At 67.2% G+C, this 22812-nt stretch carries 17 protein-coding genes; 8 read left to right on the top strand and 9 right to left on the bottom strand.

Annotated elements, in window-relative coordinates; all coding sequences use genetic code 11:
• Positions 1-404: 404 nt before the first annotated feature.
• Complete coding sequence (locus Q8K49_RS11205; protein WP_305306132.1) at positions 405-1676, bottom strand: lytic murein transglycosylase; 1272 nt, start codon at positions 1674-1676, stop codon at positions 405-407.
• A 465-nt stretch (positions 1677-2141) separates the two neighbouring features.
• Between Q8K49_RS11205 and Q8K49_RS11200 the strand changes: the two genes are divergently transcribed.
• Positions 2142-2555: a BLUF domain-containing protein gene (locus tag Q8K49_RS11200; RefSeq protein ID WP_305306130.1), complete on the top strand. Its 414-nt coding sequence runs from the start codon at positions 2142-2144 to the stop codon at positions 2553-2555.
• A gap of 3 nt (positions 2556-2558) precedes the next feature.
• On the opposite strand, the gene Q8K49_RS11195 is transcribed toward Q8K49_RS11200, so the two are convergent.
• The gene (locus Q8K49_RS11195; RefSeq protein ID WP_305306128.1) at positions 2559-3071 is read right to left on the bottom strand and encodes a hypothetical protein; all 513 of its coding nucleotides are present in this window, start codon (positions 3069-3071) and stop codon (positions 2559-2561) included.
• Between the two features lie 226 nt (positions 3072-3297).
• On the opposite strand from Q8K49_RS11195, the gene ykgO reads away from it, so the two are divergent.
• The 3 genes from ykgO (at position 3298) to Q8K49_RS11180 (ending at position 4252) form a co-directional block, all read left to right on the top strand.
• Positions 3298-3423, top strand: coding sequence for a type B 50S ribosomal protein L36 (gene ykgO, locus Q8K49_RS11190; RefSeq protein ID WP_055832286.1), 126 nt, complete (start codon positions 3298-3300; stop codon positions 3421-3423).
• Between the two features lie 209 nt (positions 3424-3632).
• Positions 3633-3908, top strand: coding sequence for a DUF2312 domain-containing protein (locus tag Q8K49_RS11185; protein ID WP_304878247.1), 276 nt, complete (start codon positions 3633-3635; stop codon positions 3906-3908).
• Between the two features lie 2 nt (positions 3909-3910).
• Positions 3911-4252, top strand: coding sequence for a hypothetical protein (locus Q8K49_RS11180; protein ID WP_305306148.1), 342 nt, complete (start codon positions 3911-3913; stop codon positions 4250-4252).
• An 88-nt stretch (positions 4253-4340) separates the two neighbouring features.
• Here Q8K49_RS11180 and Q8K49_RS11175 read toward each other — a convergent pair whose 3' ends face one another.
• From Q8K49_RS11175 to Q8K49_RS11165, 3 genes are all read right to left on the bottom strand, one after another.
• Complete coding sequence (locus Q8K49_RS11175) at positions 4341-6926, bottom strand: TonB-dependent receptor plug domain-containing protein (RefSeq protein ID WP_305306126.1); 2586 nt, start codon at positions 6924-6926, stop codon at positions 4341-4343.
• 185 nt (positions 6927-7111) lie between these two features.
• The gene (locus tag Q8K49_RS11170; protein WP_305306124.1) at positions 7112-8590 is read right to left on the bottom strand and encodes a sigma-54 dependent transcriptional regulator; all 1479 of its coding nucleotides are present in this window, start codon (positions 8588-8590) and stop codon (positions 7112-7114) included.
• Positions 8591-8712: 122 nt separating this feature from the next.
• On the bottom strand, positions 8713-10533 hold the full coding sequence (locus Q8K49_RS11165) for a DUF4153 domain-containing protein (RefSeq protein WP_305306122.1): 1821 nt from the start codon (positions 10531-10533) through the stop codon (positions 8713-8715).
• 361 nt (positions 10534-10894) lie between these two features.
• On the opposite strand from Q8K49_RS11165, the gene rplJ reads away from it, so the two are divergent.
• Entirely contained in the window at positions 10895-11410 is a 516-nt protein-coding gene (gene rplJ, locus Q8K49_RS11160) for a 50S ribosomal protein L10 (protein WP_305306120.1), read from the top strand.
• A 66-nt stretch (positions 11411-11476) separates the two neighbouring features.
• Positions 11477-11860: a 50S ribosomal protein L7/L12 gene (rplL, locus tag Q8K49_RS11155; RefSeq protein ID WP_305306118.1), complete on the top strand. Its 384-nt coding sequence runs from the start codon at positions 11477-11479 to the stop codon at positions 11858-11860.
• Positions 11861-11956: 96 nt separating this feature from the next.
• Here the strand turns inward: rplL and Q8K49_RS11150 are convergent, their stop codons facing one another.
• The 4 genes from Q8K49_RS11150 to Q8K49_RS11135 all read right to left on the bottom strand — a co-directional run bounded on the left by Q8K49_RS11150 (position 11957) and on the right by Q8K49_RS11135 (position 18039).
• Positions 11957-13264 (bottom strand): alpha/beta hydrolase, encoded by a 1308-nt coding sequence (locus Q8K49_RS11150; RefSeq protein WP_305306116.1) that lies wholly within the window; start codon positions 13262-13264, stop codon positions 11957-11959.
• Between the two features lie 180 nt (positions 13265-13444).
• Positions 13445-15406 (bottom strand): M61 family metallopeptidase, encoded by a 1962-nt coding sequence (locus Q8K49_RS11145; RefSeq protein WP_305306115.1) that lies wholly within the window; start codon positions 15404-15406, stop codon positions 13445-13447.
• Between the two features lie 14 nt (positions 15407-15420).
• On the bottom strand, positions 15421-17364 hold the full coding sequence (locus Q8K49_RS11140; protein WP_305306113.1) for a M61 family metallopeptidase: 1944 nt from the start codon (positions 17362-17364) through the stop codon (positions 15421-15423).
• A gap of 156 nt (positions 17365-17520) precedes the next feature.
• Positions 17521-18039 (bottom strand): FKBP-type peptidyl-prolyl cis-trans isomerase, encoded by a 519-nt coding sequence (locus tag Q8K49_RS11135; protein ID WP_305306111.1) that lies wholly within the window; start codon positions 18037-18039, stop codon positions 17521-17523.
• A 338-nt stretch (positions 18040-18377) separates the two neighbouring features.
• On the opposite strand from Q8K49_RS11135, the gene rpoB reads away from it, so the two are divergent.
• Both rpoB and Q8K49_RS14880 read left to right on the top strand, forming a co-directional pair.
• Entirely contained in the window at positions 18378-22541 is a 4164-nt protein-coding gene (gene rpoB, locus Q8K49_RS11130) for a DNA-directed RNA polymerase subunit beta (protein ID WP_305306109.1), read from the top strand.
• 120 nt (positions 22542-22661) lie between these two features.
• Positions 22662-22812: hypothetical protein (locus Q8K49_RS14880; RefSeq protein ID WP_370867775.1), on the top strand; the 151-nt coding region annotated here is incomplete at its 3' end.

The raw sequence follows: 22812 nt of genomic DNA, 5'->3' as shown, positions 1-22812 counted from the left end.
GCCGCGACAAGATCGCAAGGCCCTGCACCCTTCCCTGCGACGGAACGGGGGGAGTCTAGGACCGGGCCTTCCTGTGGTGGGCTGGGGACGCTGTATTTTTGGGAAACGGAACGGAATCAGCGGGTTGGCGGCGAGGGATATGCTGACAATCGGCGGATGGGTAGCAGAGCGCCACTCCCTTTTGCTATCGTCATTCCGGGCGGAGGCGAGCAAGGCGAGCCGCAGACCCGGAACCCGGCGGCGCCGCGACGGCGGCGAAACACCGGCGATGGCTACGAAGCACTATTCCCCGACCGCGCTCCCGACAGCTTCGCGCTAATCGCGCGCCGCTGGGTGCCGGCCTTCGCCGGAATGACGATAGCAAGAGGGGAGTGTGACAATAGCGGGTGGGGGTGGAAGCGTCTCTACCCCGCCCTTCGGATCAGCTCGTCGGCCAGATCGGCGGTCAGATAGCCGTCGGCGAGGCGGCCCTCAGCGATCTGCCAGCGGCGCAGGGCGGCGCGGGTGTTGGCGCCGACGACGCCGTCGATGCCCTGGGTGTCGAAGCCGAGCCGGGTCAGGGCGCTTTGGGCGCCGACGCGCTGCTCGCGGGACAGGGGGGCGTCGTCAGGCCAGGCGGCGACGAGGCCGGGCCTGCCGGCGATGCCGTCGGCGGTCAGGCCGATGGCCAAGGCGTAGCTGACCGAGTTGTTGTAGCGGCGGATGACATAGTGGTTCGGCAGGGCCAGGAAGGCCGGGCCGCGCGCGCCCTGGGGCAGCAAGATTACCCCTTCCTCCCGCGCCTCGGCGGCGTTGGGCGCGCCGCCCCGGGCCAGGCTGACGCCGCCTTGGGCCCAGTGCGCCCACGGATGGCGCGGGCCCTCGGCCTCGGCATAGTCGAAGCCGGCAGGCAGGGTGACCTCATAGCCCCAGGTCTGGCCGGGCTTCCAGCCCGCCTGGGCCAGCAGGTTGGCGGCCGAGGCCAGGGCGTCGGCGTCGGATCCCCAGATGTCGACCTTGCCGTCACCGGTCTGGTCGACGCCGAGGCGAAGATAGGCGTCGGGCATGAACTGCGTCTGGCCCATGGCCCCGGCCCAGCTGCCTTTCAGGCCGGCCCGGTCGCGGCGGCCGTCGATGACGATGTCGAGCGCATTCTTCAGTTCGCCCTCGGCCCAGTCGCGGCGACGGCCGTCGTAAGCGAGGGTGGCGAGGGAGCGGACCACGTCATAGTCGCCCTGGATGGCGCCGAAGGCGCTCTCATTGCCCCAGACGGAGACAAGGATTTCGCCCGGCACGCCGTATCGCCGGGTCACTTCCCACGGCACGCGGTCGATGCGGGCGCGGCCCTGGGCGATGCGGGTGGCCGAGGCGGCGGACTGGACATAGGCGCCGGCGGGGCGGCTGAACTCGGGCTGGTTGCGGTCAAGGCGGATGACGGAGAGGTCGGGCTCAAGGCTGGAAAGTTCTCGCTCGTATTCGGCGCGCCGGGCGCCGCCATGGCGGGCGAGGAAGCCCTGCTTCCAGCCGTCGAATCCGGCCTGATCGACCACGACCGGCGCGGGGACGGCCGGGGCGGCGGCGGGCGAGGCCGGCGGCGGGCTGGTCCGGGCGGGGGCCGTCACAGGCGGCGCCTCCGGCAGCATGGGGGCGCAGGCGGCGACAGAGGCGATGAGGATGAGGCGAAGGCTGATGCGCATGGCGATAGTTGTAGAGTCCCCGGAGGCCGCTCCCTCATAACAAGTCCGCGAGGGCGGAAAGCGTTGCTGCAAGACCGGGGCCAAGGCGAGGTCACGAGGCAAAGACGACATCCACTGTGTCGTTCAGGTCGCGCGCAATCGCGCCGGGCTAAGGTGCTACCGCTCGCTGGGGCGGCCTGGTGGCGGAGGGGCAAGGCGGCGGAGGTGCAACTCCGCAGACCTCTCGTGCAACCCCGAGGCGAGACTCCAGCCCTGTTCGGTGCGCCAGCGCGAGGACGACGGTCTCTCGTTTCCCGAGCGTGGACGGGCGCGGATCGCGCGCGGCACAGCGGTCCGCTGCTTGAGCGCGGGTGAGTTTCGCCCACGCTGGTCGATCATCTCGCCATACGTTGGTTTTTAATCTGCAACCTCAGGGCCTCTTGCGGGTTACTGTTGGCGGAGGCCTGTCGCCTCAAGGCGGCGAGAATGACGAATGCTCTGTGCAGGCTCGTCTACCGAAGCGATTCGCTTATCGATCACGGCGACTCTCCGGCGCTCGATGCGATCTTTCGGGTGTCTGTGCGAAACAACAGCCGGGACAAGATCACCGGCGCGCTGGCGCTTCCGGACGGCAAATTCGTCCAGGTCATCGAAGGCCGCCGACGGGACATCGATGCGCTGATGGTGCGCATCCAGGCCGATGAGCGGCACACCAATGTCGTTGTGCTCGGCGACTGGCCGATCGCGGCCCGGCTGTTCCCGGGCTGGGCCATGGCGCGGCCTGACCCGACCCCGCTGAGCGACCAGGCGTTCCGCATCGTCACCGAGGACGGCAGCGGCGTCCAGGTGACCAGCATCCTGCTGAGCATGTCCCGGGGACCGGCGGAGGTCTGGCTGTAGCGCTCAGAGTTTGCTGAAGGCCACGCCGCGCCAGCCCCATCCGGCCGCCTGCGCAGCCGCCACCAGCGGTTTCTTGATCTCGTCGGTGTCGAACCTGTAGCTGTAGACCTCGCCCCAGGAGAGGTCCTCGCGGAAGGCGTAGACGGTCTCGAAACTCTTTTCCCAGGTCTGGCCTCGGACGCCCTCGGCCGTGGCGGACAGGACGGGGACGCCGGCGCGCCACTCCACCTCCCACGACTGGTCGACGGCGCGGACCTCGCCCTTGGCCTCATCGAACTTCATCAGCACCTTGAAGACGCGCTTGATACCGGCCTTGGCGAAGATCTCGTACCACTCGGCATCGACGATCCGCCATTCGGCCACCATGTCGACCCCTTCGGGCGCGCCGTCGCGGACGACGAAGGGGGCGGTGTCGCGGTTGACCGCCAGCAGATGCTCCCGCAGGGCCGGGACGGCGAGGCGCGGCACGCCCGGCGGGGCGGGCTTGCTGCCGGTCATCCAGTCGAACAGTCCCATGGGCGTGGTTCCCGGCAGCCCGGCGGTTTCGGGCGCGGGCGCTGGAATCGGCTTGCACGATGTGGGCGGCGGGGGCAATCGCTAGCGGGCGCCGCCGGGTATGCCGATCAGACGATCGGGGCCTGCCCGTCTGGTTGACGAACCGGGGAAGCCTCTCTATACGCACCGCTCCGCCGCAGGTTCGCCTTGCGGCTTTTCTGTTTTGTTTTGCCCCAGGACGACGACCATGAAGGTCCGCAGCTCGCTCAAGTCGCTCAAGACCCGTCACCGCGACTGCAAGGTCGTGCGCCGCAAGGGTGTTGTCTATGTGATCAACAAGACCGACCCGCGCTTCAAGGCGAAGCAGGGCTAAAGGCTCTTTTTGCGCTAACGGCCGCGACGCGGTCGCGGCCTTCTTGAGCGCGAAAGTTTCAGGGCTGCGGACTTGTCCGCAGCCTTTTTCGCATCCGGCCCCGGCGATCGTTGAGTCGCGCCGGGCGACGTGGTTAGCGTCCTTCCCACATCCTTATTCGCCCCGGACGGTCGATAGCCGCCCGAGGGTCATGTTCCCGGAGTTCTCCCTTGGCTGACGACGCTTCCTTCGATTCCTCGCCTGACGTTCTGACCTCCGCCGCCCAGGGCCGTCTGCGCACCGTGATCGAGCGCCTCGAGCGGCTCGAGGAGGACAAGGCGGCGGTGATGGCCGACATGAAGGAGGTCTTCCTCGAGGCCAAGGGCGAGGGCTATGACGTGAAAATCCTTCGCAAGGTCATCCGCATCCGCAAACAGGACAAGGCCAAGCGGCAGGAAGAGGACGCGATCCTTGACCTGTACCTCTCGGCGCTCGGCGAGATCTGACGCTGAAACGAACCGGCTTCGGCGGAGGCAGGGGCGGCGCGAAGAAGCCGCCCGCCAGCCCGTTTGAAGCCGAACGCAAGGCGGCCCAGCGCGCCGCGCTCAACGCCCTCAGACGCGCCCGCCGCTCGGCAGAGAAGGCGGGCGTTTCGCTGTCCGAATGGGAGGGGGAGTTCATCGATTCGGTCAGTGAGCGGGTGAGGACCCACGGCCGCGCGTTCGGCGATCCCGAGAAGGGCGCGCCGGGGCAGGCGCTGTCGGCCCTGCAGGGCCGCAAGCTGAAGGAGATCGCCGCCAAGGCGAAGGGGGAAGAGCCGAAGCGGCGGTGGGGGAAGAAGAAGGGCTAGGCAACAGGCAACAGGCAGCAGGCAGTAGACGGGAGCCGGGCGTGGCCCCGGTGTCCCAGACTGCTGCCTGTTGCCTGCCGCCTGATCCCTAAAAGAGGATTTTGCGGAAGGTCAGGCTAACGACGCGGCCCTGGGGGTCGAGGTAGTCGGGCTGGTAGTTCAGCGGGGTGGCGCCCGAGCTGGCGGTGACCTCGGGACGGGTGTCGAAGAGGTTCTGGACCCCCAGATTGACGCGTGAACCCTTCAGCCACGGGACTCTGGCGACCCAGGAGGTCTGGGAGTTCAGGTCAATGAAGAGGTTGAGATTGACCGTGGCCTGATCCGAGAAATTGATGTCGGGTCCGGTCCCGCCGTCGACGCGCGTGCCCTCACGCCAGTTGGCGTTGACGAAGGCGCCCATGCCGTTGCGGAAGACGCCGCCCTGGGCCTGAATCTCGTTGCGGGGGCTGCCGCCGCGGGCGCCCGTGGCGGCGCCGTCGAGCAGATCCAGAACCGGCAGGCCGTCGGCGATGACGATCTCATCCTGCAGGCGCCAGGTGTGGTAGATCGACAGGTTGAAACGGCCCTGGCCGGGCTGCATGCCGCCCATGCCGCCGCGTCCACCGCCGCCGCCGCCCATACGGACCTGCGGTCCGCCACCGCCGGGGCCGCCGTGCGGACCGCCGCCGCCCTCGCGAACCTCCATCCGCATGGGTCCGCCGCCGCGGGGAGGGCGGGCGCCGCCGGGCGCGCCCGGCAGGGGCGTCGCCCCCGGATTGGGGGCGCCGAAGGCCCGCGAATAGTTGAAGCCGGTGCGGATGTCCTGACGCTCGAAGCGCTCAAAATTGAGCGGGCGGGCGTCGAAGGAGGTCAGGTTTCCGGCGGAGTCGCGGGTGAATCGGCCGGGCAGAGCGGTCTCCAGGTCGGGCGTCAGGGTCGGGAAGGACGCGATGGCGTCTTCGGTCAGGCTGTATGTCCAGGTCGAGCTGAAGCGCAGATCGGTCTCGGACCACGGCTTGAGGTTGACGCCGGCCTTCCAGACCTGGCGATGGTCGGCGTTCAGGTCGGGATTGCCGCCGTCGATGCGGGTGACCAGCACCGTCTCTCCCGTGGCGAAGTCGAACACCGGGACGTTGGGCGAGAAGATGGTCGGGTCGTTCAGCTGGGAGATGGTGGGGGAGCCGTTCTCGTCGGTGTAGCTGAGCGACAGCGACAGGGGCTCGACCGGGCTCCAGTTGAGGCCGAGGCCGAGGGTGGAGAGGCCGCCGAAGTCCGACAGCTCCTCATAGCCCACGTTGAAATTGGCCGAGAGGTCGCCGAGAGCGGGCAGGACGTCCTGGCGGCGGCTGGCGATCGGCAGGCTGAAACTGGCCTGGCCGCTGAGGCGCTGGCGGGACTGTTCCCGCTGCGTGGTCACGCCGCCGCGCGTGCTGGTGGAGTCGAGCGACACATCGTCGAAGCCGAATTTGAAGGTCGAGGAAACGCCGCCGGCGGGCAGGTCCCAGACGTCGCCGGTCAGGACCAGTTCCGTGTCGAGGCGCTGGGACACCGAGCGGGCGCTGTCGTCGGCGACGCGCGCGAAGTCGGCGGGCGCGAGCGGGCCGAAGGGATCGGCGCCGGGGTCGTTGGCGTCGAGCCGGGCCTGGAAGGGGTCGACGCCGTATCCGCGGCCGGTGAGGGTGTCGGTCTCGGTGCGCGTGTACTCGCCGGTCAGGGTCCAGCGCCAGTCCTCGCCGAGGAAGCCGTCGAAGACCAGGCCCAGTTCGCCGGTCAGGCCGTCGGTCTCGCGGCGAAGGGCGTCGGGGGCGTCGAGAAGGCGGAAGACCGGTTCGTTGTCGGGGGAGGTCGAATAGGGATTGCCGGTCGGCAGGATCAGGGCCACGCCCGGCAGGCCGTTGAAGCTGCGGCTGGAACGATCCTCGAGGCTGCCGCTGAGGGTCGCCTGGGTGGTGGAGTTGAGGTCGCGCTTGTAGGTGCCGCGCACGGTGCTGCGCTCGCTCTGGGCCAGCAGGGTCTGATAGGCGCCGATGTCTTCTGTGCCCGGGTCGCCCTCCACGCGCTCGCGGACGATGTCGCGCTCGGATTCGTACAGCGGGCTGGAGCGCTCGTGTTCGGCGTCGAGCGACCAGCGGCTCGGCCCCGAGATGCGCAGGATGTTGCTTTCAAGCTCGGTGGTGGTCCGGCCGCCCTGGCCCGGCCGACGGCCGGTCACCTCGCCGGTGAGGGAGTTGAAATTGTCCTTGAGGACGAAATTCACCACGCGCTGATCGGCGCGGTAACCGTATTCGAGCGCGACCTCCTCGGGCAGGATCTCCATCCGCTCGATCGCTTCGGGTGGAAGGCCGTGGATCTCGCGGAAGCCCGAGATGCGGCGGCCGTTGACCAGGAAGACCGGCTGGCCGTCGGCGCGACCGCGCGAGCTGCGCGTCAGGGGTTCCAGATAGGTCAGCAGCTCGGCGATGTTCGAGGCGCCGTAGGCCGCGATCTGTTCCGCAGACAGGGTGACGTCGGGAGGGATGTCGGAGTTGACGCTGCCGCGCGGACGCGCCCCGGTCGTCACCACGGTCTCGAGCTCATAGGCGTTCGGATCGGGGGCGGCGTTCGCAGGGGGCGCCGGCTCCTGCGGCGGGGGCGTCGGCGCAGTCTGGATCAGACCGGCCATGAGGCCGGACAGGGTGGTCGTGACGAGCAGCATGCGGACGGGTCCCGGGGAGAAACTAGCCCTGCAACGTGCCCGGCCAACATTTCCGTCGCATTACAGCGCGGAAACCGAAGGTTGAGCGCATGGCGAGCGTTCGCCCGTCTTCGGGGTTGAACTGGTCGCTGGCCAATGAACTTTTGGTCAGACTCCGGCCTTCGCCGGGCCGTTGCCGGAAAACCTCAGCCGACTTCCTTGAGGCTGCCTTCCAGCCCCTGTTCGCGGACCTTGCGGTACAGGGTCGAGCGGCCGATGCCGAGGCGGCGGGCGATCTCGGACATATGGCCGGCATAGACCTCGATGGCGTGCTGGATCAGGTCGCGTTCGATCTCCTCAAGGGTGCGCAGGTGGCCACGTTCATCGAGGATGCGGATGGGGGTGTCGGGAAGGGGCGGCAGGTCGATCGAGAGGGCAGCGGCGTCGGCCCCCTCCGTCTCGCGGCTGTCGCCGCGATCCACCTCCCCCATGGGGGGGAGGAAACTGGCTGCGAGCCCCGAGATCGCCGGGAAGTCGTGCGGTTGCAGGAAGGGCGCGTCGGCCAGGACGATGGCGCGGTAGACGGCGTTCTCCAGCTGGCGGACGTTGCCGGGCCAGTCGAAGGCGCACAGCAGGGCCTGGGTTTCCCCCGAACAGCCTGCGACGCGCTTGCCCTCCTCGACATTGAAGCGGGCGATGAAGTGATCGATCAGGGCGGGAATGTCCTCGCGGCGCTCGCGCAGGGACGGGGCCTCGATCGGGAAGACATTGAGGCGATAGAACAGGTCCTCGCGGAAGGCGCCGGCGCGGACCTGCTGGGCCGGGTCGCGATTGGTGGCCGAGACGATGCGGACATCGACCTTGACCGAGCGTTTGGCGCCGACCGGATCGACCTCGCCCTCCTGCAGGGCGCGCAACAGCTTGACCTGCATGTCCAGCGGCAGTTCGCCGATCTCGTCGAGGAACAGGGTGCCGCCGTTGGCCTCCTGGAATTTGCCGAGGTGTTTGTCGTGGGCGCCGGTGAAGGCTCCCTTTTCGTGGCCGAACAGGATCGACTCGATCAGGTTCGACGGTAGGGCGCCGCAGTTGACGGCCACGAACGGCTTGCCCGACCGGTCGCTGGCGCCATGCAGGGCGCGGGCGATGACTTCCTTGCCGACGCCGCTCTCGCCGGTGATCAGGACCGGAATGGAGGATTTGGCGGCGCGGGCGCCCAGCGACTTGACCATCCGCATGGGCGGGCTCTGACCGACCAGATCGTTGAAAGAGGTGCGACCGAAGACGTGCTTCTTCAGCCGCCCAACCTCGGCGGTCAGCCGGGTCAGCTGCAGGGCGTTGGAGACGCCGACCAGCAGGCGTTCGGCCGAGACCGGCTTGACGAAAAAGTCCTGGGCCCCGGCCTGCATGGCCTTGACCACCGCGTCCACGCCGGCCGAGGCGGTCAGGACGATGACCGGGGTCGTTACGCCGGCGGTGCGGATTTCGGCGAGAGCCTCCATGCCGCTCATGCCCGGCATGACCATGTCGAGCAGGACCACGTCGGCGCCCCCGCCCTTGGTCAGGCGGTCGATCGCCTCGCCGCCTGATTCAGCGTGCACGACGGCGTATCCCTCACGCTCCAGCACGGCCTGCGCGAGGCGGCGCTGGGTGGGATCGTCGTCGACCACGAGAACGGTCTTCGCCATGGGTGCAGCCCCTTCAACATCACGATTGCGGCCGGTCCTCGTTCAAGCGGGACTGGCTCATTCCGGGACATTTTAGCCGTCACAAGGTGAAGATCGGGTTGGGGGGCAGGGTGAGCGCAGGGTTAACGGGGGGCGGTCGCCACCGGACGGCAGTCGCGATCCGGGTCGAAGGGTCCGGTGCGGACGCCGTCGACTTCAAGCTCCGGCCAGACAGGCTCGACGGACCGCAGGTCGCCTTTGCGCAGCACCACGCGCATGTCAGGCCGTGTGGAGCCTGGTCCGTAGCACTGTCGGGAGGTCCACTGGCCGGCTTTCGACCAGGCACCCGACGCTTCGCGGGTCCACAACTGGATGGCCCAGTTGTCCGCGACGAGAACCTCCAGTGAACCGTCTCCGTTCATGTCCCGTGCGGTCGCCACGCAGGTTCCCGACGTATTGCATTCGGCGCGTGCGTCGGTCGGTGGCACCGCAACGGCGAAGCCCGGCGGCAGCGCCGCGCCCACAGGAGCGATCTCGAACACCGGCGTCCGGTTGGGTGATCCAATGTCGGTGTTGTCCCAGCGATTCTCGACTTCCCGAACGTTGCGGGCGCTGCGCGCGACGACGGGATCGGTCGAGCCGGTGAGCCGCTCCAGCGCCGCCTCTCCGGCCGTTCCGCTCTGAAAGCGCAGGAAGCGGTAGTCGAACTGGTCCGGCTTGACAGCTCCGCGCTCCAGGCGGGCCATCTGATCCGCGACCGACAGGCGGGCGGGGTCGGCGATCGGGCTGAACAGGGCGAGGATGACGGCGACCTCCAGCACGGCCGTCCAGACGTTGGTGCGCTCCAGCGGCCGCATCCAGTCGGCGCCCTTGCGCCAGAAGGGGCTGAGGGCGGCGAAGCCGTAGCCGGCGGCGTAGGCGGCGCCGATGACGGCGCAGGCGAAGGCGATGATCCGGTCCGGCGTCAGGCCGTGCTGGCCGATCCGCAGGGCCAGACCCCAGACGGCGATGACGATCAGCGGGGTGATCAGGACAGCGGCGACGCGCACGCCGCCGCGCAGCACCGCGGGCGGCCGATTGTCGGGGCGGCCGTCCTGGTAGGCGGTGTTGATCAGGATGATGAGCGCGGCGGCGGCCGAGAGCACCAGGGCGGTGGCGCTGCCCGTTTCCCACAGACCGTCCAGCCCGGTGAAGGGCAGGGCGCCGAGGAAGCCGGCGGCCAGCACCGTCATGAGCAGGAGCAGCCACGACAGCAGCATCAGCACGACGCTGCGGACGCCGCGGATCAGCCCGTCGCGGACGTCAGTCAGATGCACGGCCGTGGCGAAGGTGACGCAGCTGACCGGGATGGAGAACCAGTCCTTGGAGATCAGGTCCTGGAGGAAGTCGAGGCCGATCACTTTGAACAGGGCCGCGCCGAGGAAGAGCAGAATCCACAGCGCGCCGGTGAAGCCGATGGACAGCGCCAGCTGGACGCCGGCCTTCCAGGCGGTGTCGAAATAGGTCGGAAAGGCCGCGATCCACTTCCGCTCCATATCGGCCGGCAGGACCAGATGGTGGCCGATGAACAGGGCCGTGGCCGCGAACAGGGGCATGGGCCAAGACAGGAACGGCGGGTATCGGTTCGATCCGAACTCGCCGGCGACATGGGAGGCGACGTCATACCAGCCCAGTAGACCGAGGAAGGCTGTTGCGGCCAAGGTCCAGCCCAGCAGGACCGGCCAGCGCATCCGTCCGGCGCCCGCCAGCAGCAGCACCGGTACCATGAACAGGATCATGGCCAACGGCCCGAACAGCGCCGGCACGGTCGCGGGCCATTCCATGGCGTCGCCCCGCGCCGAGCGATAGAGCCACCAGAGGGCCGCGCCCTGCAGCAGGCCTGTCAGCAGGCGAAAGCCCGCCAGCATGGGCGAAGCGGTTCGCCCCAGGCTGTTTCGGCCGGTCGCTTCGGTTGCTTCGGTCATGCTCACGTCCCCACGTTGCGGCATCTGAACCGGTTCGGTCACGCTTGGGAAGAGCCGGCGCTTGAGTTCTGCGCGGGTCCGTGTATAGAGCGCGCCTCTTCCGTCGCAGCTTCGGCCGCGGCGGTCCTGTCCGAGAACTTCGGGGTCTGGGGGTCACCTGGGCCATAAATGTCAGAGAGCCCTCTGACGCCGTGGGGAGATGGGGATGCAGACGACGCCAGACGTTCCGGTATCCGGGCGTCGGGGTTCGAGCTTCCTTCGGACAATACGACCGGCCTGAACGCTTCGCAGCGATGCGGCGCGCCTTGGCCAATCCGTCGTCGGGAATAAGCCCGGCGGCGAATACAGACTGGAGACCGCAATGGACCGCGCACAAAAAGCCGAGTCGATCGAGACGCTGAAGGGCGTTTTCGCCGACGCGGGCGCCGTGGTCGTGACCCACAACCTGGGTCTGACCGTTGCGGATATGGAAGACCTGCGTGGACGCCTGCGTACTGCCGGCGGCACGTTCAAGGTGGTCAAGAACCGCCTGGCGCTCAAGGCGCTCGAAGCCGACGAAGGCAGCGAATACCACGGCCTGTTCAAGGGTCCCGTGGGCATCGCATACGCCGACGATGCGGTGACGGCCGCCAAGATCACCGCTGAATACGCCAAGGCCAATGACAAGTTCATCGTCCTGGGCGGCTTTATGGGTGACAAGGTTCTGGACGCGAAGGGCGTGGAGGTTCTCTCCAAACTGCCGTCGCTGGATCAGATCCGCGCCTCGTTCCTCGGCCTGCTCAACACGCCTGCGACCAGGATCGCCGGCGTCGTGCAAGCCCCGGCTGCCCAACTGGCCCGCGTTTTCAACGCATACGCCACGAAGGACGCCGCGTAAGCGGACCCGCCTCTTTCATCTCTGCAAACTCTCTACTGAAACCCAATCCTCCGAAGGAAACACACCATGGCCGATCTCGCCAAAATCGTTGAAGACCTGTCCAAACTGACCGTTCTGGAAGCCGCCGAACTGTCCAAGCTGCTGGAAGAAAAGTGGGGCGTCAGCGCCGCTGCTCCGGTCGCCATGGCCGCTGCCGGCGGCGGCGCCGCCGCTCCGGTCGAAGCTGCTGAAGAGCAGACCGAATTCACGGTCGTGCTGATCAACGGCGGCGACAAGAAGATCAACGTCATCAAGGAAGTCCGCGGCGTCCGTTCGGACCTGGGCCTGAAGGAAGCCAAGGACCTGGTCGAAGGCGCTCCGCAGAACGTCGTCGAGAACGTCTCCAAGCAGAACGCCGAGGAAGTCGCCAAGAAGCTGACGGAAGCCGGCGCCACGGTGCAGATCAAGTAAGAAGCCATTTTTGCCCTGACGCGAGGCTCGCGGAGCCTCGCTGCTTGAGGGCGATCTTGAGAGACGGGCCGGGGAGTGATCCCCGGCCCATTTTCTTTACGGTGCAGGCCGGTCGATCCAGCCGGCTTCCGCGAGAAAAGCCGTCGTTGCGTCGAGCGCCTCACGGCGGGCCGGGGGGGCGGAAAAGACGAAGAAGTGCGGCTGCTCGGCCAAGGCGATCATATGGGCCGAGCCTGCGGCTGCGGTCACGAAGCGTTCGGCCGCCTCGAATTCGCAGGTGCGATCCGCCCTACCATGGATCACCAGCGAGGGAGGCAGTCCAGGCCCCGCCAGTACGACCGGGGAGAGGCGCGCCAGGTCCGCCTGGCCATCCAGCACCCGCCGGTAATAGGCGTCCGCTTCAGGTTCGTAACAGCCGGAAATCAACACTGCTGCGTCAGGCCGGGCCGGAACCGCCAGATCATCGTCGGGATCGTCGAAGCCGTCCACCGTGAGCGTCTGCGCTGCCAAGGTGGCTCCGGTCGAGAAACCGGCGACGGCGATGCGCTGGGGGTCAAGGCCCAGCCGTGGGGCGTTCGCCCTCGCCCAGCGCACAGCCGACCGCGCATCCGCCAAGGCGTCCAGGGGCGTCGAGTCGAAACGCTGATAGGTCCGATATTCAACCTGCAGAACGACGAGTCCAAGCTCCCTGAACCGTCGGCAGAACGCGGGGCAGTGGCTCCAGGCGCCGGTGTCGCCCGAGCCGCCATGGAACCACAACACCGCCGGCGCGCGGCGGGCCGGCGCGCCCTCGGGCCGGAAGATGTGAACGGCGAGGCTGGCTGGGCCAACGACCTTGTAGATCTCGACCAGGTGGTCGTGCTCGGCGTCAAGCTGTGTCTGATATGCCTGCCACGCTGCGGCGACCGCGTCGCGATCGGCGGCTATGCGGTCAAAGCGCTCGAGCAGCGGCTGGACGCCCTTCGCTCCGTTCTCATCAATGAAGGTCAACAACTCCTGGCCCAGAACGGCGTCGCGGACCGTGGGATTCGAAACATTCCGTTCGACCACCTCGAAGGCGGCGTTCAGCCAGACGACGTTTCCGACACGGCGCGCTGGGTCGGAACGAAGCAGGCGGCGCGCCTCCGCGCGAACCCAGGCATTCAGGAAAGCCCGGTGCGGGGGCAGGGCGAGTAGGGCGGGGTCGTTGCGATCCACGGCGTCGATGGCCGCCGTCCGGGCCTGCCAGTCAATCGATGCGAGATGACCGCCATCGCGCCACCGAAAGTACTCGTAGTCGAGATATCCTTGGGCCCAACGCGCCCTTAGCGCCGCGCGCTCAAAGGGTTCGGTGGCGACCTGCAAGGCTGCCGCCAGCCGGGCGTTCCATTCATATTCGAACTCGGCGGGCGCAAGTGGGATCAAGGACATCGCCGCGGACCGGTCAAGCCGGTCCACGGGTTGGGCGGACAGGGCCGGAGGGGCTAGGAAGATGAGCGCCAGGATTCCAGCAAACCACAATCTGACGGTCGCAACGGCCAAGGTTCGCATCGACTATCCCCAGAACTCCGGTGCGGCGATGGCTCCGGCATTCTATACGGTAGCCTACCTCGGCCGGGGCGCGAAGATGTCGGCCAAGCGGTCGCGGGCTCCCTCGATCCGAACCAGACGCGGGTAGCGCAGGCCGTCGTGGTAGTCGAACGACAGGGTGCGGAATTCGTCGCCGCGCTTCACCACCAGGACGATGGGATCGGTCCCCGTCTTCGCCGCAGTGACGGCGTCACGCAGGACCTCGGCGGAGGCGACGCGGTCGCCGACGGCGATCAGCTCCCAGCCGGCGCCGAGGCCCTGGTCAAAAGCCGGACTGCCCCAGCGCACGCCGGTGATGCGGTTGCCGGCGCCGAGGCTGAAGCCGAGCGAATACTGGAAGTCCGTCGCCCAGCCGCCGAGAATCCGTTTCTCGACCGCAGTCAGCTCGTCGACCCAGGTCAGTCGCCAGCCGGCGCGGGCGAGGCCGTCCAGCGGGGCGCTGGCGTCCGGCCCGACGGCGTCGAGCCGGGTGCGGAGGAAGGTCGCCCAGTCGTGGGGATGCACGGCGTTGAGGTGTGTGACCACGTCATCGAAGGTATAGGGCCGGGCCTCCCAGACGCCGTCCTCAATGCCGTAGAATGCCCTGGCGAAATCATCGAGGGATTTGCGGTCGTTGGTCGCCTCGCGGATCAGGGTGTCGGCGTCGAGCCAGATCAGCAGGGCTTCGCGGTAGTAGTCGCCGGTGCCGCGCATCCATGACGACCATGGATTGGTGGTGCGGTAGCCGAGCAGGTTGTGGTTGGTGGTGTCCTGCAGGGCGCGCCACCGGCGGCCGGGCTGCTGGTCGTAGAAGCCGGCCACCTCGGCGAGGTTGACGACGGCCTCCTCGACCGTGCCGAGACCGGAGCGGGGGGTCAGGACGTCGCCCCAGTATTCGGTCTGGCCCTCATAGACCCACATGAGGGAATTCTGGGTGGGGACGTTGAAGTTTGGGACGTATTCGTCTGACGGACGGCGGAATTTGCCGTTCCAGCTGTGGACGTATTCGTGCGGCAGCAGCCCCCGGGCCCCGTAGTCGGGGTTGGCGGTCGAGAAATAGTCGGGCGCGGCGGTGTTTTCGGACGATCGGTGATGCTCCAGGCCGATGCCGCCCATCTTCGCGGTCAGGCCGAGCAGGAATTCATAGCGGTCATAGTGGCGGGCGCCGAACAGGCGGTCGGCCTGATCGACGAGGGATTCATAGCGAGCGATCCACTCCGGCGTGGCGTTGATGGAGGCGGCGGTGTCGCCGATCAGGTTCAGATGCACCGGCGAGCGGCCGCCCGGATCGATGTCGATGCGGCGATAATGTTTGCCGGCGAACATCGGGCTGTCGGCCAGATGTTCGAGCGAGATCGGGGCGAAGGTCGCCACGTCGCCCTCGTGGGACACGGTGTCGAGGGCCACGCCGTACCGCCAGCCCGCGGGCAGTACGACGGAAGGGGCGAAGGTGATGCGGTCGTGGTTGTAGCCCGCCGGATAGAGCAGGGCTTTCTCCCACTGAAGATTGACCATCTCGGGCGTCATGACCACGCGCCAGACGGCGTTGTCGGGCTGGGTCAGCCATTCGAAGGCGACCTCGATTTCCGTCACGCCCGCCGGGATGTCGAGGTGGAAGGCGTGGGGATCAACGGTGTCGCGCACCCATTCGATCCGCTGCCCGCCACCGGTGACTGTCACGCCCGAGACCAGCTGGATCGGCCCGGTGTCGGCGTGGTTGCCGGGAATGAATTTCGGATATTGCAGCACCAGATGACCGGCGCTGACCGGAATGGTCTGGCGGGTGCGGATGACCTTGTGGTCGAGGTCGGTGAGATCGACCCGGATGCCGATGGTCCCCGGATAGTCGCGGTCCTGCGGGGCCGGGATGGGCGGCAGGGCGTGCGGCAGGCTGGTCGGGGCGGGAAGGGGCGTCTGGGCCTGGGAGGCCGGAACCTGGGCCAGGGCCGGCAAGGCGGCCGAGGTCAGGAGCAGGGCGAGGGCGGCGGTGCGGATCATCTTGTCCCTCACAATCAACGGCGGCGGGGGGCGAGGATGTCGCCGAGACGGTCGGGGGTTCCCTCGATGCGTTCGAGAGCGGGGTAGCGCAGGCCGCCGTGATAGTCGAAGCGGATGGTGCGGAAGCGGTCGTCCTTCTTGAGCATCATCTCGATTGGGGTGGTGTTGCCGCTGGAGGCGGTGATCGCTTCGGCGATGGTCGTGGCGCTGGCGGCGCGGCCGTTGACGGCCACCACCTCCCAGCCCGAAGTCAGGCCGGCCTCGAAGGCGGGGGAGCCCCAGCGGACGGCGGTGACCCGGTTGGCGTTGTTCAGGCTGAGGCCGAGCGAATAGGCGAAGTCGACCCGCTCGAGCTCGGTGTTCAGCGCCCGGGACCAGGCGTTGGGCGTGGCGCTCCAGACAAGGCGATATCCGCCGCGCTCAATGCCGCCCAGCGGACCGGCGGCTCCGGGACCGACGGCGTCGAGCCGGGTGCGCAGGAAGGCGGCCCAATCGCCGGGCTGAACCCCGTTCAGCGTCGAGGTGACATCGGTGAAGGTGTAGGGGGCCGGATCCCAGTTCCCGTCCTGAACGCCGAAGAAGGCCTTGGCGAAGTCGTCCAGCGAGCGGCGGCCGCCCGACTGTTCGCGGATCAGGGTGTCGGCGTCGAGCCAGATCATCGCACCTTCGCGATAATAGTCCTCGCCGCGCTGGAAGCTGCTCCAGGGCTGGGGCCGGCGCTGGGTGATGATGGGATCGTTGGTGGTGTCCTGCATGGCCCGCCACGAGCGGCCGGGGTTGTCCTCGGCATAGGAGGCGGCGGTGTTGGCGAGGATGTCCAGCGCCTGCTGTTTCGACATCAACCCGGCGCGGGCGGTCAGGATGAGGCCCCAGTACTGGGTCTGGCCCTCATAGACCCAGAGCAGGGAGTTCTGCAGCGGCTCGTTCAGCGTCGGCGTGAGCTGGTCGGCGGGCCGCCGCCATTTGCCGTTCCAGGAGTGGGTGTATTCGTGGCCCAGCAGATCGCGATCGGCGAGGGCTGAGGCCGGGGTGGTGAAATAGGTCGTGCCGACGCTGTTCTCGGACGAGCGGTGGTGCTCCAGCCCGATGCCGCCCAGGCGGTCCGAGACAGCCAGCAGGAAGTCGTAGTGGTTGAAATGGCGCGCGCCGTACAGGTAGTCGGCCTGATCGACCAGATTCCGGTGCAGCTGGATGTGTTCGTCGGTCGCGGCCAGCATGTCGGCGTCGTCGGCCACGATGTTCAGCCGCACCGGCGAGCGGCCGCCCGGATCAAGGTCGATCTGGCGATAGTGGGCGCCGGCGAAGACCGGGCTGTCGGCCAGATGCTCCAGAGTTATGGGGGCGAAGACCGCGACCCCGTTCTGGAACGAGGTTGTGTCCAGCGCCGCGCCGTACTGCCAGCCGGCGGGCAGGTGCAATGTCGGCTGGACCGTGATCTGACGTGAGTAGTAGCCGGCCGGATAGAGGATGGCCTTTTCCCACTGGATATTCAGCATCTCGTCGGTGATGACGACCCGCCCCTGCGGGTCCTCGATCGGAGTCAGCCATTTGAAGGCGACATCGACCGAGGTCGCGCTGGCCGGAACCTCGACCTGGAAGGCGTTGGTGTTGACCGTGTTGCGGACCCAGCGCAGTTCCTGACCGTTGGCGCTGACGTGCAGGTCGGCGACGTCGTCGACCGGACCGACCGGACCGTGTGCGCCGGGGATCCACTGCGGATAGAGCAGGACCAGCGGGCCGGGACCGGCGACGGGGATGGTCTGCCGGACCGAGACGATGTGGCGGTCGGTGTCGGTGGCGTCCACGTCGAGGGTAATGACGCCGGGATAAGCGACATCGCGCGGGGCCGGGATCGGCGCCAGCGGCCGGTCCAGGGCGGGCGTGCCGACCTGGGCGAGGACGGGAGCGGCGCCGAATACAACGGCGGCGGCGCAAACGGACAGGAGCAGACGCTTCATCGATGACTTCCGGCTGGACGGGCAGGGGCGCAGATCACGCCGGGCGCAGGCAAGGGTCAACCCGACGGAAGGCCCCCGGGATTAATTCGCTGTCATGTTGGTGGTTCCGCCAGTCGTTGGGGCTGGGGCTGCTTGTCGCGCGGAGGGCCGGGGAGGTCAGCTCGTCGCCGGGACGGGTTTCACTTCCAGCAGCTCAACGGTGAACAGCAGGGTGGAGTTGGGCGGCAGGTCGCCGCCGCCGACCCAGCGTTCGCCGTAGCCGAGCGCGGCGGGGATGACGAATTCGAACGTCTCGCCCTCGCGCATCAGGGCCACGCCTTCGGTCCAGCCTTTGATGACCCGGTTCAGCGGGAACTCGGCCGGTTCGTTCCGGCTGTATGAACTGTCGAACTCGCGCCCGTCGACGAAGGTCCCGCGGTAGTGGACCTTGACCGTGTCGGTCGCGACCGGCTGGCGACCGTTCGGATGGGCACGACCGACGCGGCGGTACTGAAGGCCCGATTCGGTGGTGGTCCAGCCGCGCCGGGCGCCGTTGGCGACCAGATATTGCGCATTGCCGGCGGCCCAGGCTTCCAGCGTGCCGACGCCCGGTGTGGCGGCGGGCGCCCGCTCTTGCGCGGTGGCGCAAGCGGCGAGGGAAAGGGCGGCGGCGACGATCAGGAGGGTGCGGGTCATGAGGCGACGCTAGCAGGATCAAGCCGCCCGCGTGAAGCCGTGGCGCCATTCGTAAACGAAAGGGGGAAAGGGCCTTTATTTCGTCGGAAAAGCGAGTATATGACCCGGTTCCGCTAACTCAGTATGAGATGCGCGCGAAAGCGCCGAGGCCCGGTTTGTCGCCCTCCGACCGGTGCGAAGGTGCGCTCCTCCCCAGGGAGCCCTGCAATTTCAGACGTCCTGGCGCCGCAAGGCCCGAGGGTGGACGTCGAAACCGATGGTCACGGGTCGCCCGAGAGGCGGAGCCGTGGCTGCTGCATTGATCGCGACCTGCCCGGGTTGCGTATTGGGAAGACAGAATGGCCAAGTCCAAAGCCGAAGTCGCCGTCGCCAACGGCCAGTTCGCCCACGCCACCACCTTTACCGGCAAGAAGCGCATCCGCCACTCGTTCGGCCGCATTCCTGAAGCGGTGCAGATGCCGAACCTGATCGAGGTTCAGCGCGCCTCCTATGAGCAGTTCCTGCAGCGCGAAGTGCGCTCGGGACCGCGCAAGGATCAGGGCATCGAGGCGGTGTTCAAGTCGGTGTTCCCGATCAAGGACTTCAACGAACGCGCCATCCTGGAATACGTCTCCTACGAGTTCGAGGACCCGAAATACGACGTCGAGGAATGCATCCAGCGCGACATGACCTATGCCGCGCCGCTGAAGGTCAAGCTGCGCCTGATCGTGTTTGAGGCGGATGAAGAGACCGGCGCGCGCTCGGTCAAGGACATCAAGGAGCAGGACGTCTACATGGGCGACATCCCGCTCATGACCGACAAGGGCACCTTCGTCGTCAACGGCACCGAGCGGGTCATCGTCTCGCAGATGCACCGTTCGCCGGGCGTCTTCTTCGACCACGACAAGGGCAAGACGCACAGCTCGGGCAAGCTGCTGTTCGCCGCCCGGGTGATTCCGTACCGCGGTTCGTGGCTCGACTTCGAGTTCGACGCCAAGGACATCGTCTACGTCCGTATCGACCGCCGCCGGAAGCTGCCGGCCTCGACCTTCCTGATGGGTCTGGGCATGGACGGCGAGGAAATCCTCAAGACCTTCTACGAGACCGTGCCCTACGAGAAGCGCGGCGAAGGCTGGGTCACCCCGTACAAGGCCGAGCGCTGGAAGGGTGTGAAGCCCGAGTTCGATCTGGTCGACGCCGACACCGGTGAGATCGTCGCCGCCGCCGGCACCAAGATCAGCGCCCGTCAGGCCAAGAAGCTGGGCGACACGGTCAAGGCCCTGTCGCTGGCCGCCGACGCCCTGCTGACCAAATACCTGGCCGCCGACGCGGTGAACTATGAGACCGGCGAAATCTACGCCGAGGCCGGCGACGAGCTGGACCAGCCGACCATCGAATTGCTGGAGAGCTTCGGCTTCACCACCATCGACGTGCTGGACATCGACCACGTCACGGTCGGCGCCTACATGCGCAACACCCTGCGCATCGACAAGAACACCGGCCGCGAGGACGCTCTGTTCGACGTCTATCGCGTCATGCGTCCGGGCGAGCCGCCGACGCCGGAGGCCGCCGAAGCCATGTTCAACTCGCTGTTCTTCGACAGCGAGCGCTACGACCTGTCGGCCGTGGGCCGGGTGAAGATGAACATGCGTCTGGAGACCCCGGACGTTTCGGATGAAATCCGCGTGCTGCGCAAGGACGACGTCCTGCGCGTGCTGCAGATCCTCGTCGGCCTGAAGGACGGTCAGGGCGAGATCGACGACATCGACAACCTGGGCAACCGCCGGGTCCGTTCGGTCGGCGAGCTGCTGGAGAACCAGTACCGCGTCGGCCTGCTGCGGATGGAGCGCGCCATCAAGGAGCGTATGTCCTCGGTCGATATCGACACGGTGATGCCGCACGACCTGATCAACGCCAAGCCGGCCGCCGCGGCCGTGCGCGAGTTCTTCGGTTCGTCGCAGCTGTCGCAGTTCATGGACCAGACCAACCCGCTCAGCGAGATCACGCACAAGCGTCGCCTTTCGGCGCTTGGCCCGGGCGGTCTGACGCGCGAGCGCGCCGGCTTTGAAGTCCGCGACGTGCACCCGACCCACTACGGCCGCATCTGCCCGATCGAGACGCCGGAAGGCCCGAACATCGGCCTGATCAACTCGCTGGCCACGCACGCGCGGGTCAACAAATACGGCTTCATCGAGAGCCCCTACCGTCGCGTTAAGGACGGCCGGGCCACGGACGAGGTGGTCTACATCTCGGCCATGGAAGAGGCGAAATACACCATCGCCCAGGCCAACATCGAGCTCAAGGACGGCATGATCGTCGAGGAACTGGTCCCGGGCCGGATCAACGGCGACTCGCAACTGCTGATCCGCGCCGACGTGGACATGATGGACGTGTCGCCGAAACAGGTCGTTTCGGTCGCCGCCGCCCTGATCCCCTTCCTGGAAAACGACGACGCCAACCGGGCCCTGATGGGCGCGAACATGCAGCGTCAGGCCGTGCCCCTGGTCCAGTCCGATGCACCGCTGGTCGGCACCGGCATGGAGGCCATCGTGGCCGTGGACTCCGGCGCCGTCGTGGTCGCCCGTCGTGACGGCGTCGTCGAACAGATCGACGGCACCCGCATCGTCGTGCGCGCCACCAACGAAGCCGACGCCGGCCGTTCGGGCGTCGACATCTACCGTCTGTCGAAGTTCCAGCGTTCCAACCAGTCGACCTGCATCAACCAGCGCCCGATCGTGCGCGTGGGCGATGAAGTGAAGGTCGGCGACGTGATCGCCGACGGCCCGTCGACGGACCTGGGCGAACTGGCCCTGGGCCGCAACGCCCTCGTCGCCTTCATGCCGTGGAATGGCTACAATTTCGAAGACTCGATCCTGATCTCCGAGCGTATCGTGCGCGACGATGTCTTCACCTCGATCCACATCGAGGAGTTCGAGGTCATGGCCCGCGACACCAAGCTGGGGCCGGAAGAGATCACCCGCGACATCCCGAACGTCGGCGAGGAAGCCCTGCGCAACCTCGACGAAGCCGGCATCGTGGCCATCGGCGCCGAGGTCCAGCCGGGCGACATCCTGTGCGGCAAGGTCACGCCGAAGGGTGAGAGCCCGATGACGCCGGAAGAGAAGCTGCTGCGCGCCATCTTCGGCGAGAAGGCTTCGGACGTCCGCGACACCAGCCTGCGCCTGCCGCCCGGCGTCGCCGGCACCATCGTCGACGTGCGCGTCTTCAACCGCCACGGCGTCGACAAGGACGAGCGCGCCATCGCCATCGAGCGTTCGGAAATCGAACGCCTCGGCAAGGACCGCGACGACGAGCTCAAGATCCTCGAGCGCAACGTCTATGGCCGCCTGAAGCCGCTGATCCTGGACAAGAACGCCACCTCGGGGCCCAAGGGCCTGGGCCGCGGCGTCGTCACCGAAGCCAAGCTGGGCGAGCTGTCGCGCGGCCTGTGGTGGCAGATCGCCCTCGACGATGAGAAGGCGATGGGCGAGCTCGAAGCCATGAAGAAGCAGTTCGAGGACGCCCGCAAGGCGCTGGACCGCCGCTTCGAGGACAAGGTCGAGAAGCTGCAACGCGGCGACGAACTGCCCCCCGGCGTGATGAAGATGGTCAAGGTCTTCGTGGCCGTGAAGCGCAAGCTTCAGCCCGGGGACAAGATGGCCGGCCGTCACGGCAACAAGGGTGTCATCTCCAAGATCCTTCCGATCGAGGACATGCCGTACCTGGAAAGCGGTCAGCACGTTGACATCGTTCTGAACCCGCTGGGCGTGCCTTCGCGGATGAACGTGGGTCAGATCTTCGAAACCCACCTCGGATGGGCGGCTGCCGGCCTCGGCAAGCAGATCGCGGATCTGCTCGAAGCCTGGCAGAACGGTGGTCAGAAGCAGGCCCTGCTTGATCACCTGCGCGACATCTACGGCCCCGACCAGGAGCTTCCCGATACGACGGAAGAGCTGATCGAACTGGCCAAGAACCTGTCGAAGGGCGTGCCGTTCGCGACCCCGGTATTCGACGGCGCCCACATCGACGACATCGAGAACCTGTTGGAGAAGGCCGGCCTGGCGCGTTCGGGCCAGTCGATCCTGTACGATGGCCAGACTGGCGAGCAGTTTAAGCGTCCGGTCACGGTCGGCTACATCTACATGCTGAAGCTGCACCACCTGGTCGACGACAAGATCCACGCCCGTTCGATCGGTCCGTACTCGCTGGTCACCCAGCAACCGCTCGGCGGCAAGGCGCAGTTCGGCGGCCAGCGTTTCGGCGAAATGGAAGTGTGGGCGCTCGAAGCTTACGGCGCCGCGTACACCTTGCAGGAAATGCTCACCGTCAAGTCGGACGACGTCGCCGGCCGTACCAAGGTGTACGAAGCCATCGTGCGCGGCGACGACACGTTCGAAGCGGGCATCCCCGAATCGTTCAACGTGTTGGTCAAGGAAATGCGCTCGCTCGGCCTCAACGTCGACCTGCACAACTCCAAGGCGCCGGGCCATGGCCCGTCGCCGACGGCGGAAGCCGCCGAATAACAAGCGTCCGGCCGGGCTCCAAAAGCGCGAAGCGCGTCTTCGTGAAAATGCAGCCCGGCCTCTAACGCCTTTGTTTCTAGAATTTGCGGCCGGTGGCATGCCGGCATAGCGGAGATGGCAATGAATCAAGAGATCATGAATCTTTTCAGCCCGACGGCGCCGGCTCAGGTCTTCGACCAGATCCGGATTTCGATCGCGAGCCCTGAGAAGATTCTGTCCTGGTCGTACGGCGAGATCAAGAAGCCCGAGACCATCAACTACCGGACCTTCA

This window comes from Brevundimonas sp. (assembly GCF_030682035.1).
Lineage (GTDB): Bacteria > Pseudomonadota > Alphaproteobacteria > Caulobacterales > Caulobacteraceae > Brevundimonas.
This window is presented reverse-complemented; position numbering and strand designations above follow the sequence as displayed.

Excerpts from the sequence above, each read along its gene's own strand:
- Q8K49_RS11195 (WP_305306128.1), bottom strand. The coding sequence starts at position 3,071 with ATGGGACTGTTCGACTGGATGACCGGCAGCAAGCCCGCCCCGCCGGGC.
- Q8K49_RS11175 (WP_305306126.1), bottom strand. The coding sequence starts at position 6,926 with ATGCTGCTCGTCACGACCACCCTGTCCGGCCTCATGGCCGGTCTGATC.
- rpoB (WP_305306109.1), top strand. The coding sequence starts at position 18,378 with ATGGCCAAGTCCAAAGCCGAAGTCGCCGTCGCCAACGGCCAGTTCGCC.
- ykgO (WP_055832286.1), top strand. The coding sequence starts at position 3,298 with ATGAAGGTCCGCAGCTCGCTCAAGTCGCTCAAGACCCGTCACCGCGAC.
- Q8K49_RS11205 (WP_305306132.1), bottom strand. The coding sequence starts at position 1,676 with ATGCGCATCAGCCTTCGCCTCATCCTCATCGCCTCTGTCGCCGCCTGC.
- rplL (WP_305306118.1), top strand. The coding sequence starts at position 11,477 with ATGGCCGATCTCGCCAAAATCGTTGAAGACCTGTCCAAACTGACCGTT.
- Q8K49_RS11140 (WP_305306113.1), bottom strand. The coding sequence starts at position 17,364 with ATGAAGCGTCTGCTCCTGTCCGTTTGCGCCGCCGCCGTTGTATTCGGC.
- Q8K49_RS11145 (WP_305306115.1), bottom strand. The coding sequence starts at position 15,406 with ATGATCCGCACCGCCGCCCTCGCCCTGCTCCTGACCTCGGCCGCCTTG.
- rplJ (WP_305306120.1), top strand. The coding sequence starts at position 10,895 with ATGGACCGCGCACAAAAAGCCGAGTCGATCGAGACGCTGAAGGGCGTT.
- Q8K49_RS11165 (WP_305306122.1), bottom strand. The coding sequence starts at position 10,533 with ATGACCGAAGCAACCGAAGCGACCGGCCGAAACAGCCTGGGGCGAACC.
- Q8K49_RS11200 (WP_305306130.1), top strand. The coding sequence starts at position 2,142 with ATGACGAATGCTCTGTGCAGGCTCGTCTACCGAAGCGATTCGCTTATC.
- Q8K49_RS11135 (WP_305306111.1), bottom strand. The coding sequence starts at position 18,039 with ATGACCCGCACCCTCCTGATCGTCGCCGCCGCCCTTTCCCTCGCCGCT.
- Q8K49_RS11170 (WP_305306124.1), bottom strand. The coding sequence starts at position 8,590 with ATGGCGAAGACCGTTCTCGTGGTCGACGACGATCCCACCCAGCGCCGC.